The organism is Opitutus sp. sgz309028 (assembly GCF_059821195.1).
In genome coordinates, this window is sequence record NZ_JCAMRR010000002.1 from 973007 (window position 1) to 987899 (window position 14893).

The 14893-nt window shown below is 64.7% G+C and carries 11 protein-coding genes; 8 read left to right on the forward strand and 3 right to left on the reverse strand.

Features of this window, described 5'->3' with window-relative positions; translation table 11 throughout:
• Positions 1-12: 12 nt before the first annotated feature.
• Together AC6RV7_RS09810 and AC6RV7_RS09815 are read left to right on the forward strand one after the other, a co-directional pair.
• Positions 13-1107: a DegT/DnrJ/EryC1/StrS family aminotransferase gene (locus AC6RV7_RS09810; protein ID WP_500093791.1), complete on the forward strand. Its 1095-nt coding sequence runs from the start codon at positions 13-15 to the stop codon at positions 1105-1107.
• A gap of 74 nt (positions 1108-1181) precedes the next feature.
• Positions 1182-1850 (forward strand): phosphoribosylanthranilate isomerase, encoded by a 669-nt coding sequence (locus AC6RV7_RS09815; protein ID WP_500093792.1) that lies wholly within the window; start codon positions 1182-1184, stop codon positions 1848-1850.
• 50 nt (positions 1851-1900) lie between these two features.
• Here AC6RV7_RS09815 and AC6RV7_RS09820 read toward each other — a convergent pair whose 3' ends face one another.
• Together AC6RV7_RS09820 and AC6RV7_RS09825 are read right to left on the reverse strand one after the other, a co-directional pair.
• Positions 1901-2395 carry a methylated-DNA--[protein]-cysteine S-methyltransferase gene (locus tag AC6RV7_RS09820; protein WP_500093793.1) on the reverse strand — a complete coding sequence of 165 codons (495 nt, stop codon included), beginning with the start codon at positions 2393-2395 and terminating at the stop codon, positions 1901-1903.
• Entirely contained in the window at positions 2392-3888 is a 1497-nt protein-coding gene (locus AC6RV7_RS09825) for a DNA-3-methyladenine glycosylase 2 family protein (RefSeq protein ID WP_500093794.1), read from the reverse strand. Before AC6RV7_RS09825 ends, AC6RV7_RS09820 begins: the two co-directional genes overlap by 4 nt.
• 166 nt (positions 3889-4054) lie before the next feature.
• Here AC6RV7_RS09825 and AC6RV7_RS09830 point away from each other — a divergent pair, with 166 nt between their 5' ends.
• The 4 genes from AC6RV7_RS09830 to AC6RV7_RS09845 all read left to right on the forward strand — a co-directional run bounded on the left by AC6RV7_RS09830 (position 4055) and on the right by AC6RV7_RS09845 (position 9744).
• Positions 4055-4516 (forward strand): four-helix bundle copper-binding protein, encoded by a 462-nt coding sequence (locus tag AC6RV7_RS09830; RefSeq protein WP_500093795.1) that lies wholly within the window; start codon positions 4055-4057, stop codon positions 4514-4516.
• A 32-nt stretch (positions 4517-4548) separates the two neighbouring features.
• Positions 4549-5853 carry a flavin monoamine oxidase family protein gene (locus AC6RV7_RS09835; protein WP_500093796.1) on the forward strand — a complete coding sequence of 435 codons (1305 nt, stop codon included), beginning with the start codon at positions 4549-4551 and terminating at the stop codon, positions 5851-5853.
• Positions 5854-5906: 53 nt separating this feature from the next.
• On the forward strand, positions 5907-6356 hold the full coding sequence (locus AC6RV7_RS09840; RefSeq protein WP_500093797.1) for a GatB/YqeY domain-containing protein: 450 nt from the start codon (positions 5907-5909) through the stop codon (positions 6354-6356).
• A 199-nt stretch (positions 6357-6555) separates the two neighbouring features.
• Positions 6556-9744 carry a PAS domain S-box protein gene (locus AC6RV7_RS09845; RefSeq protein ID WP_500093798.1) on the forward strand — a complete coding sequence of 1063 codons (3189 nt, stop codon included), beginning with the start codon at positions 6556-6558 and terminating at the stop codon, positions 9742-9744.
• Positions 9745-9760: 16 nt separating this feature from the next.
• Here the strand turns inward: AC6RV7_RS09845 and speA are convergent, their stop codons facing one another.
• Positions 9761-11704: a biosynthetic arginine decarboxylase gene (speA, locus tag AC6RV7_RS09850; RefSeq protein ID WP_500094199.1), complete on the reverse strand. Its 1944-nt coding sequence runs from the start codon at positions 11702-11704 to the stop codon at positions 9761-9763.
• 192 nt (positions 11705-11896) lie between these two features.
• On the opposite strand from speA, the gene yajC reads away from it, so the two are divergent.
• Both yajC and secD read left to right on the forward strand, forming a co-directional pair.
• Positions 11897-12235: a preprotein translocase subunit YajC gene (yajC, locus tag AC6RV7_RS09855; protein ID WP_500093799.1), complete on the forward strand. Its 339-nt coding sequence runs from the start codon at positions 11897-11899 to the stop codon at positions 12233-12235.
• Positions 12236-12330: 95 nt separating this feature from the next.
• Entirely contained in the window at positions 12331-14886 is a 2556-nt protein-coding gene (secD, locus tag AC6RV7_RS09860; RefSeq protein ID WP_500093800.1) for a protein translocase subunit SecD, read from the forward strand.
• The last annotated feature ends 7 nt before the right edge of the window (positions 14887-14893 follow it).

A 14893-nucleotide genomic window follows, 5' to 3' on the forward strand; every position in this document is an offset into this window, starting at 1 on the left:
GGGCCCTCTCTCATGAAAGTTCCGTTTCTCGATCTTTCGCTTCAACACCAGGCTCTGCGCGAACCGGCGCTCGCCGCGCTCGCGGCCACCTACGACGCGACGCGTTTTTGCCTCGGGAAGGACGTTGAAGAGTTCGAGCGAAACTTCGCCACGACGCTCGGCTATCCGCGCGCGCTCGGGATGAACAGCGGCACTTCACCGCTCCACGTCGCGTGCATGATCGCCGGCTTCGGTCCGGGCGACGAGGTGATCGCGCCGCCGTTCACGTTCATTTCGACCGTCTGGGGTGTGAGCTACGTCGGCGCGACGCCGCGGTTCCTCGACATCGAGGAGGGGACGTTCAATCTCGATCCCGCGAAAATCGAAACCGCGATCACGCCGAAAACGAAAGGTATCATCGTCGTGCACCTGTTCGGCCAGCCCGCGCGGATGGACGAGATCATGGCGATCGCGCGCAAGCACCGGCTTTTCGTGATCGAGGACTGCGCGCAGGCGGTAGGCGCGAGGTATCGCGACACGCCGGTGGGCATCATCGGCGATGTGGGAACGTTCAGCTTTTATCCGACGAAAAATCTCGGCGGTTGCGGCGAAGGCGGGGCATTTGTTTCCCGGCGCGAAGACGTGCACGTCACGGCGCGGCACATCCGCGTGCATGGTTCGGATCGTCGTTACTACCACGATATTGTCGGCGGCAATTTCCGCATGGACGGTTTTCAAGGCGCGCTGCTCAACGTGAAACTCCCACACCTCGCCGCTTGGACGGCGCGACGTCGTGAGATCGCGGGACGCTACCTCGCCGGCATCAAGCTCGCCGACGTGCGGCTGCCGGATCAGCCGGATTACGGGCATTCGGTGTTTCACCAGTTCACCATTCGCCATCCGCGACGCGACGCGTTGCGCGAGCATCTGGCGAAGCACGAGATCGGCACCGATCTGATTTATCCCGTGCCGCTGCATCGGCAGAAATGTTACGCCGCGCTCGAGCTTGGCGAAGGTTCGCTGCCCGTCGCGGAAACGGCGGCGAAAACCTGCGTGAGCCTGCCGATCTTCCCCGAGCTGACCGACGCCCAGGTCGATCACGTGATCAAGAGCATCAATTCGTTTTAGGAACCACGAAAGACACGAAATACACGAAAGAACGGTTTGGTTTTGGTGTATTTCGTGTTTTTCGTGGTGGTCTCATGATCGATGGAATTCGCCTCAAGGTCTGCGGGCTCACTTCGCTGATCGATGCCGAATGGGCCGATCGCTGCGGCGCGGATTACCTCGGTTTTATTTTTCACCCGAAGTCGCCGCGGCACCTCACGCGGACGCAATTCGCAGCGATGGCACCGCGACTGCCGGAACGAAAAAAAGTCGCGGTCTCCGTTGAGCCGACGCTCGACGAACTTCGCGCGCAGCGCGACGCCGGTTTCGATTATTTTCAGATTCACTTCCGCCCCGAAACGCCGGTCGAGCAACTGAGCGCGTGGTCGCGGCTCGTCGGCGAAAAACACCTGTGGCTTGCGCCGAAGCTTCCGCCTGACGCGGACGTGTCCGCCGCGACGCTGGCGGTCGCGAAGTTCGTGCTCCTCGATACGTTTCACACCGAGGGCTTCGGCGGTTCTGGCAAAACCGGCGACTGGGCCAAGTTCGCACGTCACCAAGCGGCGCATCCGCACAACTTCTGGATTCTCGCCGGCGGGCTGAATCCGGAAAACATCGGCGCGGCGCTGCAGGCGAGTGGGGCGCGATTTGTCGATGTGAACAGCGGCGTCGAGGCGGCGCCGGGCGTGAAAGATGCGGAGAAACTGAAGCGTTTCGTCGTCGCGCTACATCGCGCGGCGACATCCGCAACACCCGGTTCCTGAGCGGGTGCGTTCGGTCGCCGACTCCCGACGAAGCGCGGCGCCGTGGCCATTCACGCCGACACCAGCGCGCCCTCGAGTTCGAGGAGACGGCGCTTGATGTCTTCGCCGAAAGCGAAACCCGTCAGTGCTCCATCGCTGCCGATCACGCGGTGACACGGCACGATGAGGCAGATCGGGTTGGTGGCGTTGGCGCGACCGACGGCGCGCGACGCCCCGGGTTTGCGGAGCGAAGTCGCGAGTTGCCGATAACTACGGGTCTCGCCGAACGGAATGTGGCGGAGCGCGCTCCACACCTGGTGTTGAAACGTCGTCCCTCGAGGCGCGAGCCCCAATTCGAACTCCCGGCGCTCTCCCGCGAAATACGCCTCCACCTGCTCGCGCGCCGCGGCGACCGGAGTAGTGTCATACATTATATGACACTTTCCGAGGCGTCGCAGAAGGGTGTCGGAGTTGCCGAAGGCGGTGGCGGCGACGGCGGCGGTGGAGTCGACGGCGATGGAGAACCGGCCGAGCGGAGTGGGAAAAGTGTCGTAGAAAAGGCTCATGACGGGATCGGTTGGTTGAGTTGCCACAAGTGGGCGGTGGCGAGGCTGCGGAAGGGAGAAAATACGCTCATCAGTTTGCGCGTCGCATCAGGATCGGGACGCGTTTCGAGATGGAGGAGCGACTGGAGACCGCTGGTGACGCCGGTGTCGCCGAGCGGCACGCAATCCGGGAAACCCAGGGCTCGCATCATCACGTAGTTCACCGACCACGGCCCGAATCCGCGCAGCTCGAGCAGCGTGCGCTCGGCGCGGGTGGCGGACATGGAGCGCAAGACCTCGAGATCGAGTTCGCCCCGAACGATGCGCTGCGCGGTGGTGACGACGTAGTCGGCTTTCTGCCGCGAAAATTGCAGCGGCAGCAGTTCGACGGGATCCAGCGCCGCGACGGCGGCTGGAGTCGGCGACGCGATCAGGCCTTTGCCCAGCGGCGTGCCGACGCGCTCGACGAGGCGCCGCCGCAGCAGGCAGGCGAACGCGAAATTGATTTGCTGGCCGATGATCGACCACAGCAGTCCGTCGAACAGCGTCGCCGTGCGGCTGATCCGAAGCTCGGCGCGGCCGTGCACGAGACGCGCGAGACCCAGCTTGCGCGCGAGCCGCGAGAAACCGGCGGAATCGTCGTCGAGGCCGAGCAGGCCGACCGCGATTTCGTGCGCTTCGATGGCGGCAGCGGTGGCTTCGGGCGTCGAACTCACCTGCACGTGGAGCGAGTCCGGGCGAAGATGCAGCGTCAGGAGCGCGGGGCCGCTGGCGAGTTGAACGGCCGCGGTGTAGACGTCGCCGACGAGCCGTTCGGTGACGCTGTGGACATCCCGGCTCAGGGCGCGGCGCAGGTAGCCGAGCAGATAACCCGGCGGGAGGTGGAGTTCGAATTCGCGGGCGCCGGCCAGTGCGCGGTAGGCGCTGGGGGTGAGGCCGTTCAGCCGGCGGAAATTTTCGTGGAATACGGAAAGCGATTCGAAGCCCGTGGCGTAGGCGATCTCGGGCAGCGGTTGCGCGGACGCGAGCAAGCGACGCTTGGCGGCGGCGAGACGCGCGTGCAGCAGGAGATCGGCGGGTGTAGTGTGATAGTGGAGACGGAACAGCTCGAACGCCCGGGTCGGGCCGAAGCCGAGCCGTTTCACCACCGCGCGCGCGTCGGCAAACGCCGCGGGATTCGTGCGCAGCTCGGCGACGACGGTCTCGACGGTTTCCAGGACGGGATCGGCACCGCGCGCGAAGTCGTCGGGATGGCATTTCTTGCAGGGACGGAGCCCGGCGGCGCGAGCGGCCGCGCACGTCGGGAAGAATCGGACATTTTCGAGTTTGGGCTTCCGCGCCCCGCACGAGGGCAGGCAATAGATGCCGGTGGTGAGCACGCCGGTGAAGAAACGGCCATTCCACGCCGGGTCTCCGGCCAGCACCCGGGCATACATCTGGGCGGGCGAAAGGCGGAGCGGACGCGGACGGATCACCGCGGCAGGCTCGGGCGTCGATGAGGTGGAAGCAACCATGCGGCGGGACGATAACGCGCCGGTCGCGCGATGTCGTCCGACCAGCTCCGGTGCAATTTTCGCGGGAAGGCCGGCGCTGCAAATCCTTTTCCTACGAGACGGCCGGGCGTTCACCCCATGGCGGTCGACCGGAGTCGGGCGTAGGTTGCGCAAAACCAACAACGCCATGAAACTGATCGATACCATGCTTCGCAGCCATCCGCGGGCCGATTTGCAGCACGTGGAGGGATACACCGATGCGCTGAATGCCCTGGCGTTGTGCGCACAGATTTGCACCTCGTGCGCCGACGCGTGCCTGGCCGAGGAGGAACTCGCACAGTTGAGAAAATGCATCCGTTACAATCTCGATTGCGCGGACATTTGTGCGGCGACCTCCGCCGTGGTGACCCGACAGACGGAGCCGTCCGGTGAGGTGCTTCATTCGCAGTTGCATGCCTGTATCCTGGCGTGCCGGACGTGCGCGGACGAATGCGAACGGCACGCGTCGATGCACGATCATTGCCGCATCTGCGCGGAGACCTGCCGTCATTGCCAGGAGCGCTGCAACTTCCTGCTGGGCGCCATCTCCTCCACCGGCGTCGAGGAGGAAGAGGCGCCGCCTACGGACAGCCCGTCGTTCTCGCGCTGACCGCCGGCGTAGCGCGGGCGAGCCGTATCCATATGGCTGATGCGGACGTGATCGTCGTCGGCGCCGGCGTGGCCGGGCTGATCGCCGCGCTGCGGCTCGCGCAGAAAAAGCATAATGTGGTCGTCCTGGAGGCGCGGTCGCGGGCCGGGGGCCGGATTTATTCAGAAAAGCCTCCCGGCTGGCCCGCTCCGGTGGAAGTCGGGGCGGAGTTCGTGCACTCGGGAAATGCGGCTTTAGCGGCGGCGTTGCGCGCGGCGGCGGTGAAGAAACTCCCGGTCACTGAGCGGCAATGGCTGGCTCGTGGCGGCCGGCGTGAGGCTCTTCCTGATGGGTGGGAGCGGATCGATGGAGTGATGCGGCGAATCGGGCCGCGTTACCGCGGCGCGTTCGGCCCCTGGCTGGCGGCGCACGAAGGGGAGCTCGATCCGGCCGATGCGGTGCTCGCCCGTGCATTCGTGCGCGGATTTCAAGGCGCGCCGCCGGATCGGATGAGTGCGCGGGCGTTGTATGAAGCGGCGCAGGAAGAGGAGGAGCAGTTTCGACCGAGCCGGCGCTATGATGCGCTGGTGGACGATCTGGTGCGGCGGCTGAGACGGGCGGGCGGGACGATCCACCTCGACACCGTCGTAACCGAAATTCGCTGGCGGCGCGGGCGGGTATCGGTGAGCGCGGGGGGACGGAATTGGGGGGCGTCCGCGGCGCTCGTCACGGTGCCGCTCGGAGTGTGGAAGGCGGGGCCGGGAGCAACGGGCGCGATTGCGTTCGCACCGCGCTTGAGGGTGAAGGAGCGATTGCTGTCCCGGCTGGAAAGCGGGCACGCCCGCCGGGTGGTGCTGCGCCTCCGGGCCGAGGCGTGGCGGCGTGGGCCGTTGCCAGCCGAACTGCGACGCAACGAAGGTCGCAGCTTCGGATTCCTGCAGTCGGAGGAATATTTTTTTCCCGTCTGGTGGGCGGAGGCACCCCGGCCGGTGCTGGTGGGTTGGACAGGCGGACCGGCGGCGAAGGAGATGACGGGATGGCCGGACCGGAAGGTGTTCGCGGCCGCGCTGCGCAGCCTCGCGAAACTGTGCGACTGCAGTCTCACGGCGCTGCGTCGACTGGTGCTCGAGGGCCGCACGCACGATTGGGCCGGCGATCCCTTTACGCGCGGCGCCTACAGTTTCGCCACGGCGGGAGAGGAGCAGGCGCCGTCGCAGCTCGCGCGTCCGGTGGGCGGAACGTTGTTTTTCGCCGGCGAGGCGACGGCGGAGCTTTTGGAACTCGGAACGGTGCACGGTGCGCTGGCGAGCGGGGAGCGAGCGGCGCAGGAGATCCTGGCACGGCTGGTTTCCCGTTGAAGCGTTTCGGGCCCGGGCTCGACACGGCGGGTTTCCGCCCGCACGCTGGACGCATGGCCACAATCTACGAAACGTTGCGGGCGGACATTGTTGTTGCGATGAAGGCTCGCGATACGGCGACTGCGACGGCGCTGCGAAGTGCGGACGCGGCGATCCAGCGCGCCTCGATCGATACGGGAAAGCCGATCGACGACACGATGGTGGTCACGATGGTGCGCAAGCTCGTGAAAAATCTGGTCGATGCGAAGACCGAGTTCGCGAAGGGCGGTCGCGCCGATCTGGTTGCGGCCAACGATACTGAAATCAAGGTGCTCGAGAAATATCTGCCGGCGGGCTTGGACGAGTCGAAGTTGAATGCGTTGATCGCGGAGGCGATCCAGGAGACCGGTGCCCAGTCGAAGAAGGACATGGGCAAGGTGATCGGGGCGCTGAAGAAGCGTCCGGAGGCGGGCCTGATCGATTTCGGCGTTGCCAGCAAGCTGGTGCAGGCGAAGCTGCCCTGAGTGGTCGGGAGAAATCGGGCTCGGGCGGCTGAATCCTGGCGAAAACTGAGCGATAGGAAAATCGGTCCAGCTGGCAACTTCAGCCACATTGTCGCGATGAGCTTGTGCCTCGCAGCCAGGAGATCGATTGAAGCGGTGAGCGCGGACGCGCTCGCGAAATGGGCGCCAACGCGCGCGCGCGGAATCGGACGACGAGACCATGGCTGAACCGCCCTCCAAGCATGTGGCGGACTTGCAACGTTTGCGTCAAACGGCGCGAACGCTGGCGGGGGAAGCCGAACCCCAGGCGGCGTTGTCCCATGTTTTGGACGCGGCGCTGTTGTCACTGGGCGCTTCCTGCGGGCTGATTTCGTTATGCGAAGCGGAGCGCTCGACGCTCCGGGTGGCGGCGTGTCGCGGTTTCAATGACGTGCCATCGGAGAGCCTCGAAGCCGTCGCGATGGCGGGCGGCGGGACGGCTTGGTCGGCGCACCGCCGGGTCGTGATCGCCGACGTGCGAAAGGATCCCGCGTTCGCTCGCATTTTGAATCTCGCGGAGGCGGCCGGCTTGGTCGCCACTCACAGCGTGCCGCTCGCGGCTCACGGCGGCGAGGTCGTTGGCGTTTTGACGGTCTGTTATGCCGAACCGCATGTGCCGGACGAGCGCGAGGAGGTTTTGCTCGAACTTTATGCGCAGCTCGTGGCGGACTTCATCGCGAAGGATCGGGGAACCGAGCAACTGCGGTCCAGCGAGGAGCGCTTCCGATTGCTGGCCGATCACGCGCCGGTCGGCATCTTTCTCGCGAACGCCGGCGGCGATGCCGTTTACTTCAATCCCGCGTGGTGTCGGCTCGCCGGTTTGAGCGCCGCCGAAGCGAGCGGGCGCGGGTGGGAGCAGGCGCTGCACCCGGAGGATCGCGAGCGGGTGAGCCGCGAGTGGGCGCTGGCCGTGGCTGATACCCGGCCTTCGCGCGTGGAGTTTCGGTTTTTGCGCCCCGATGGATCGATCTGCTGGCTGCAGGGCAACGCGGTGCGGTTGCGCGACGGGGACCGGATCACGGGATACATCGGCACCGTGGTGGACATCACGGAGCAGCGGGCGGCCACCGACCGCAACCGGATGCTGGCGGCGATCGTGGCTTCGTCGGAGGACGGCATCGTCGGCTCGGACCTGCAAGGCCGGATCACGAGTTGGAACCAGGGCGCGGAGCTTCTGTACGGTTATACCGCGGACGAGGCGATCGGGCAACCGGTGCAGATGCTGCTGCCGGACGAACGCCAAAGCGAGGAGCCGGACATTCTCCTGCGGATCAGCAACGGCGAACGTATTCATCATTTCGAGACGGTCAGACTGCGCAAGGACGGGACGCCGGTGGATGTGTCGCTCACCGTCTCGCCGATCCTCGGGCACGACGGGAAGGTGGTCGGTGCGTCGAAGACGGCCCGCGACATCACGCTGCGCAAGCGGCACGAGGCGGAGCTCAGGCGACGGGAAAAAATCTATCACGCGATCGGCGAATCGATCAGCTACGGCGTGTGGATCTGCGACGCGGAAGGACGCCACACCTATGCGAGCGAGTCGTTCCTGAACCTGGTGGGACTGACCCAGGAGGAGTGTGCGGGACTCGGATGGCTCCAGGCGGTGGCGCCGGAGGAGCGCGAGGGCGTGCTGGCGGCGTGGCGCGAGGCGATGGCCGGGGCGGGCGAATACGAAAAGAGATTCCGCGTGCGCGGAGCGGATGGCGAATGGCATCCGGTGCTGGCGCGCGGCGTTCCGATCCGGGACGAGAACGGCCGGATCGTGCATTGGGCGGGGATCCATCTCGACATCGCGGCGTTCATCAGGACGGAGGTGGCGCTGCGCGGACGGGAGGCGCAGCTGCGACTGGTGACGGACAATGCGATCGTCTATCTCGCGCAGTGCGACCGGGAGTATCGGTTGAAATTCGTCAACCGGCCCTACGCGGCGAGATTCGGCCGGAAGCCGGAGGACGTGGTGGGAGAATCCATCGTGTCGCTGATCGGCGAGGAGGCGTTCCGCCTGGTGAAACCGCAGATCGACGAAGCGCTGCTGGGCCGGCGGGTGGAGTTCGAGCTGGAGCTTCCTTACGAGCGGGTGGGCAAGCGCTGGATGCGGGTGATCCACGAGCCGGAGCGAAACGACGCCGGCGCCGTGATCGGCATCGTGGCGGTAATCACCGACATCACTGCGCGAAAACAAGCCGAGCGCGAGATGGAGCTGGCGCGCGACAAGGCCTTGGCGGCGTCGCGCGCGAAGGACGAATTTCTGGCGACGCTTTCGCACGAACTGCGCACGCCGCTCAATCCCGTGCTGTTGCTGGCGAGCGAAGCGGCGGCCGACTCCAGTCTGCCGGAGCGCACGCGGGAGGATTTCGCGACGATCCGCCGCAGCGTGGAACTGGAGGCGCGGCTGATCGACGATCTGCTGGATCTGACGCGGATCACCCGCGGGAAACTGTCGTTGAATCTCGGACGGCAGGATGTGCATGCGATCCTGAAGGACGCCCTGGCGGCGTTGCGCTCGGACTTCGAACAGAAAGGGCTGCAACTGGAGGTGGAACTGCGCGCGCCGGAGCCGCGGGTATGGGGCGATGCGGTGCGGTTGCAGCAGGTTTTCTGGAACGTGCTGAAGAACGCGGTGAAGTTCACGCCCGCGGGCGGCCGCGTGCAGGTGCGCACCCGCCGGGGACCGGAGCCGGACCGAATCTGCATCGAGATTCAGGATACAGGCATCGGGTTGACGGCCGAGGAACTCGCGAGCGTGTTCGACGCGTTTTCGCAGGGAGAACACGCGTCTCCGGGCGGCTCGCATCGGTTTGGCGGCGTGGGCCTGGGACTGACGATTTCGAACACGTTGATCGCGATGCACGGCGGGAGCATCGAGGCGGTGAGCGGCGGCCGCGGCCAGGGGGCCTTGTTTCGCATCGACCTGCCGGTCGCGCGGCCGGAGCAGCTGGACGTGCCGGAGGAATCCGGGCCGGCGGCGCCCCTGCTGGCGGCCGCCGGGGCGGAGGAACCGCGGCGGCCGCGACGGATCCTGCTGGTCGAGGACCACGAGGCGACGCGCCGGGCTTTGGCGCAGCTCCTGAAGCGTCGGCAGTTCGAGGTGCTCGCCGCGGGCAGCGTGGCGGAAGCGCGGGCCCTGGCCGAAAACGCGGAGATCGATCTGCTGGTATCCGATATCGGACTACCGGATGGCAACGGGTGCGAACTGATGGCGGAGCTGCGCGAGCAGCGGCAGCTGCCGGGGATCGCCCTCACCGGCTACGGGATGGATCACGACATCGTCCGCAGCCAGGCGGCGGGCTTCCTCGTGCACCTCACGAAACCCGTCGCGATGCAGGCGCTCGATCGGGCGCTCGCGACGGTGCTGGCGGAGCGGACGTAGGGCCGCCCCGGCCGGCTCAGGATTTCTTTTTCCGCCCGCGCTTGGGTTCGATGCTCAGATAGGTCTTGTTGAGCATCTGGCTCTCGTAGAGCTCGAGGAGGCGGACGCCCTCCCGGGGCTTGACCATGTCCTTGCGGGTGGCGGCGTCGATCTGCGCCTTCATGCGGCGGCAGAGATCCTCCTGCTGGTATTGCACGCCCTCGATGACGTCCGCGATGCGGGAGCCGCTGAGCGCTTCCTCGATATAGAAGCCGTTCGGTTCGTCGTCCTCGAGGAACACGTGCACCTCGTTGACGCGGCCGAAAAGGTTGTGGAGGTCGCCCATGATGTCCTGGTAGGCGCCGGTGAGGAAAATGCCGAGGTAGTAGGGCTTGTTGTTCAGCGGGTGCAGCGTGATGTAGTCCTTCACGTCCTGCAGATCGATGAACGAGGAGATCTTGCCGTCGGAGTCGCAGGTGATGTCGACGAGGATCGCGTTGACCGAGGGCTTTTCGTTGAGCCGGTGAAGCGGTGCGATCGGGAACAGCTGCTTGAGCGCCCAGTGGTCGAGGAGCGACTGGAAGACGGAGAAATTGCAGACGTATTGGTCCGCGAGGAGCTTGTTGAGATCGTGCAGCTCCTCGGGCTGGTAGCCGGTGTCGATGCCTTCCTTGGCGATCTGCTCGCAGATCTGCCAGAAAAGCGATTCGGCGGCGGCGCGGTTCTCGAGATCGAGATAGCCGAGGTTAAAGAGCGAGAACGCCTCCTCCTTTTTCTGGATGGCGTCGTGGAAACGTTCGAGGCGGCCGAGCTTGGATTTGTTTTTCAGCATCAGCTCGAGATCGGTGACGACCTTGTGCTTTTCCTTCGGCTGGTGCTGCTGGCCGAGCGACTCGCGCTTGTTGATGCGCTCAAAAACCTCGACGACGAGGAGGGAGTGGGGCGCGACGATCGCGCGGCCGGACTCGCTGACGATGTCGGGCACGTTGACGTTCGAGGCGTTGCAGATTTCGCGGACGTTGAAGACCACGTCGCGCGCGTATTCCTCGAGCGAGTAGTTCATCGAGCTCTCGAAGTTCGTGCGGGAACCGTCGTAGTCGATGCCGAGGCCGCCGCCGACGTCGAGGTAGCCCATCGGGAAACCCATGCGCGAGAGCTGGCAATAGAAGCGCGTCGCCTCGATGACGGCGTTCTTGATCGTGATGATGTTCGGGACCTGCGAGCCGATGTGGAAATGGACGAGCCGCAGGGCGGAGGCGAGTTTCGCGGCGCGGAGCTTTTCGCAGGCGAAGAGGACCTCGGCGGTGTTCAGGCCGAACTTGGCGTTGTCGCCGGTGGACATCGCCCACTTGCCTTCGCCGCGGGTCTGGAGCTTCACGCGGAAGCCGATCATCGGCTTCACGCCGGTTTCGGCGGCGAGGCGGATGATGTCGTCGAGTTCGGCGAGTTGTTCGACGACGATGATGATCCGCTTGCCGAGTTTGCGGCCGAGGAGGGCGAGGCGGATGTAATCGTGATCCTTGTAGCCGTTGCAGATGATGAGCCGCTGCGCGCCCTCATGCATCGCGAGCGCGATCATGAGCTCGGGTTTCGAGCCGGCTTCCAAGCCGTAGTTGTAGTCCTTGCCGGCGGCGACGATCTCGTCGACCACCTCGCGAAGCTGGTTGACCTTGATCGGGAAGACGCCGCGGTATTCGCCCTTGTAGCCCTCTTCCTTCATCGCCTTCGCGAAGCTCTCGTTGAGCTGGATGACGCGATGGCGCAGGAGATCCTGGAAGCGGATGACCATCGGGGCGCGGAGGCCCATGCCGAGCGCTTCGTTGACCACGTCGAGCACGCGGATGCCGCGTTCGTCCGCGCGTGGCCGGATGTTCACGAATCCTTCGTCGTCGACCGAGATGTGGCCGGAGCCCCAGCGTTTGAACCCGTAGTGTTCTTCGGACTTGGCGGCCGACCAGGCGGATGCGGATTTGGTTTTCAGGACAGGTTGGAAGTTGAGTTTGTGAGAGTTGAAAGAAAAACGGGCGCAGCGCAAGCGGCGTGGTCCAAAACGATTCGGGGCGCGAGCCTGGCCCGCCGCCGGGACTTCCGCTTTACGGGCTTGCTTTTGCGGAAGCGGAATCCGTTAGATGCGTGTTTTCTTTTTTCAAATCCTCAAACCGCTCTTACGAAAATGTCTCCTCTAGCCGCAACGCTCCCTCTTCTCGCTCAGCAACCCGGACCGCAGGGCGGCGGCTGGACCCAGCTGATTTTCTTCGGCCTGCTGTTTGCGGCGATGTATTTCCTGATGATTGCGCCGCAGCGCAAGAAACAGAAGGAGCACGAAAAGATGCTGAAGGCGCTTTCGTCGGGCGACGAAGTGGTGACGACCGGCGGCATCTACGGCACGATCACGAACGTGAAGGAAGACCGTTTCGTCGTGCGCATCGCCGAGAACACCAAGATCGAGGTCGGCAAGAGCTTCGTCAGCGGCGTGGTCCGCAAGGCCGGCGGCGGCGATTCGAAGAACTGACCATCGCATCCGCGGCACGCGGCACCGGCGGGCGGCGGCGACCGTGGCATCACGGCGGCCGCTCGCGGCGTTACCCCTTTTAAACCAAAACACCCATGCTCAGAAGCAACCTCTGGAAGCTGCTTATTTCCCTCGCCGTCGTGGCCTGGGCGATTGGCACGCTGATCCCTGTCAAAGACCAGGATTTCGCGTCCTATGCGAAATCCCATGCCGGCGCAAAAACAGCGGAATTCAGTTCCCTGGTCACCGAGGCCAAGACCCGCGTCAGCAGCGGCCGCGCCCTCAGCGAATTCGTCGCGCTCAAGCAGATCGGCAACGAGCGCAAGATCGACCTGTCGCAATATTTCCCGCAGATCCGTCTCGAGGAGTCGCTGCGCAATCTCGAGAAACGAAACGAGATCCTCCTCAACGAACTGCTCCGCCGCTCGAAGGGCAGCCTGCAGCTCGGTCTCGACCTGCGCGGCGGCGTGGCGTTTACGCTCGAGGTGGATGAACGCGCGGCCGGCTCCGAGCCGGCACAGGAGCGGCAAGAGAAACTCCAGAAGGCGATCGAGATCATCGGCACGCGCATCAACGCGTTCGGCGTCGCCGAACCGGTGATTCGTCCGGTCGGCGAGAATCGCATCGAAGTTCAGCTCCCGGGCGTCAGCACCAAGGACAATCCCGAGGTGGTCGACACGGTGAAGAAGCCCGCCCGGCTCGATTTCCGCGTCGTGCATCCGACGCTGTCGCCGCGCAACACCCCCGGCGGCGAGGTCCCCGCCGGCTACGAATTGATGACCCTCGATTACGAGGGCCGCGCCGGCGAGACCGCGGCCGAGGAACTGTTCATCAAGCGTCGCCCGGAAATGTCGGGCGAGTCCATCGACCGCTCGTTCGTCCGCGCCGATCTCTACGGCAAACCGGAGATCATCCTGATGTTCACGAAGGAGGGTCGCGACAAGTTCGCGCAGGTCACGCGTGAGATCGTCCAGGAAGCGCAACAGGCCGGCACCGTCGGTCGCCTCGCGATCGTCCTCGACGGCAAGCTCTACTCCGCACCTTCCGTGCGCGAGGAGATCAACAGCGATTCCGCCCAGATCACCGGTAGTTTCAGCGACCGCGAAGCGTTGAACCTGGCCAACGTGCTTAACAACCCGCTCGATCTTCCGCTCGTCATCAAAGAGCAATACGAAGTCGGGCCGTCGCTGGCGCAGGACGCGATCGATAGCGGCGTGAAATCCGCGATCATCGGCTCGGCGCTCGTCGCCGGCTTCATGGTCGTTTATTACACGCTGGGCGGCGTGATCGCGGTGATCAGCGTGACCTTCAATATTCTGGTCGTGCTCGCGGCGCTTTCGAGCCTGGGCGCGACGATCACGATGCCCGGCATCGCCGGCATCGTGCTGACGATCGGCATGGCGGTCGACGCCCACATCCTGATTTTCGAGCGCATGCGCGAGGAGCTCAGCCTTGGCAAATCGCTTCCCGCCGCCTTCCACGCCGGTCACGACAAGGCGTTTACCACGATCATCGACGCGAATCTCACGACGCTGATCACCTCCGGCCTGATGATCGCGTTCGGCACCGGTCCGGTGAAAGGCTTCGGCGTCACGCTCACGATCGGTATCTTCTCGACGATGTTCACGGCGCTGCTCGTCAGCCGCATGCTGCTCGAGATGTCGATCGGCTCCGGCCTGATGAAGAAGTTCGTGATGATGAGCTTCCTGAAAGCGCCGACCTTGGACTTCATGAAATACGGCCGGATCGCGTTCATTTTCTCGTGGATCGTGATCGCCGTCGGCATCGTTGGCACCGTTTCGAAAGGCCGCGCGATCTACGGCATCGATTTCGTGGGCGGCGACGACATGAGCCTCAGCTTCAAACAGCACGTCGACGTGGCGAAGATCCGCGCGGCGACCGACGCCGCGAAACTCGGTGAGGTGAATCCGCTCTATCAGAGCGACCTCAGCGGCGAGGGAGAAATCCTGCGCGTGCAAACCGAAGCAGGCAAGGGCGCCGAGGCGGTGAGCGTGATTCAAAAAGCGTTTCCGCAGGCGGGCTTCGACGTCGTCGGCACGACCATCGTCGGCCCTTCGGTCGGCGCGGAGATTCAGTGGAACGCGCTCATGGCGCTCGGTCTCTCGATCATCGGCATCCTCCTCTATGTCGCGTTTCGTTTCGAAGTCGGCTACGGCATCGGCGCGGTGGTCTCCACCATTCACGACGTGCTGATGACGATCGGCATCTTCGTCCTGACGGATCGACAGTTCACGGCGCCGATGGTGGCGGCGTTGCTGCTCGTCGTCGGTTACTCCGTCAACGACACCGTGGTCGTGTTCGACCGCATTCGCGAGGAGTTGAAGGCGAATCCGGGCACCTCGCTGCGCGATCTCATCAATCTGTCGATCAACCGCGTCTTCTCGCGCACGATCCTGACCAGCTTGACGACGTTCCTCGCGGCGCTGGCGCTCTACATCTTCGGCGGCGGCGTGATCAACGACCTGGCGTTCACGTTCATGGTCGGCGTCGTGACCGGCACGTTCTCGTCGATCTTCGTGGCGAGCCCGATTTTCTACTGGTGGCACAAGGGTGACCGGAAGCACGTTGAGGCGCACCACGATGTGATGCCGAAATACGAGTGGTCCGGCTCCAGCAAGGCCTCCCACTAAAGCGGTA

Coding starts and splice junctions, on each gene's coding strand:
- AC6RV7_RS09840 (WP_500093797.1), top strand. CDS start 5,907: ATGGCCACAATCTACGAAACGTTGCGGGCGGACATTGTTGTTGCGATG.
- yajC (WP_500093799.1), top strand. CDS start 11,897: ATGTCTCCTCTAGCCGCAACGCTCCCTCTTCTCGCTCAGCAACCCGGA.
- AC6RV7_RS09830 (WP_500093795.1), top strand. CDS start 4,055: ATGAAACTGATCGATACCATGCTTCGCAGCCATCCGCGGGCCGATTTG.
- AC6RV7_RS09810 (WP_500093791.1), top strand. CDS start 13: ATGAAAGTTCCGTTTCTCGATCTTTCGCTTCAACACCAGGCTCTGCGC.
- AC6RV7_RS09845 (WP_500093798.1), top strand. CDS start 6,556: ATGGCTGAACCGCCCTCCAAGCATGTGGCGGACTTGCAACGTTTGCGT.
- AC6RV7_RS09835 (WP_500093796.1), top strand. CDS start 4,549: ATGGCTGATGCGGACGTGATCGTCGTCGGCGCCGGCGTGGCCGGGCTG.
- AC6RV7_RS09825 (WP_500093794.1), bottom strand. CDS start 3,888: ATGGTTGCTTCCACCTCATCGACGCCCGAGCCTGCCGCGGTGATCCGT.
- AC6RV7_RS09820 (WP_500093793.1), bottom strand. CDS start 2,395: ATGAGCCTTTTCTACGACACTTTTCCCACTCCGCTCGGCCGGTTCTCC.
- AC6RV7_RS09815 (WP_500093792.1), top strand. CDS start 1,182: ATGATCGATGGAATTCGCCTCAAGGTCTGCGGGCTCACTTCGCTGATC.
- secD (WP_500093800.1), top strand. CDS start 12,331: ATGCTCAGAAGCAACCTCTGGAAGCTGCTTATTTCCCTCGCCGTCGTG.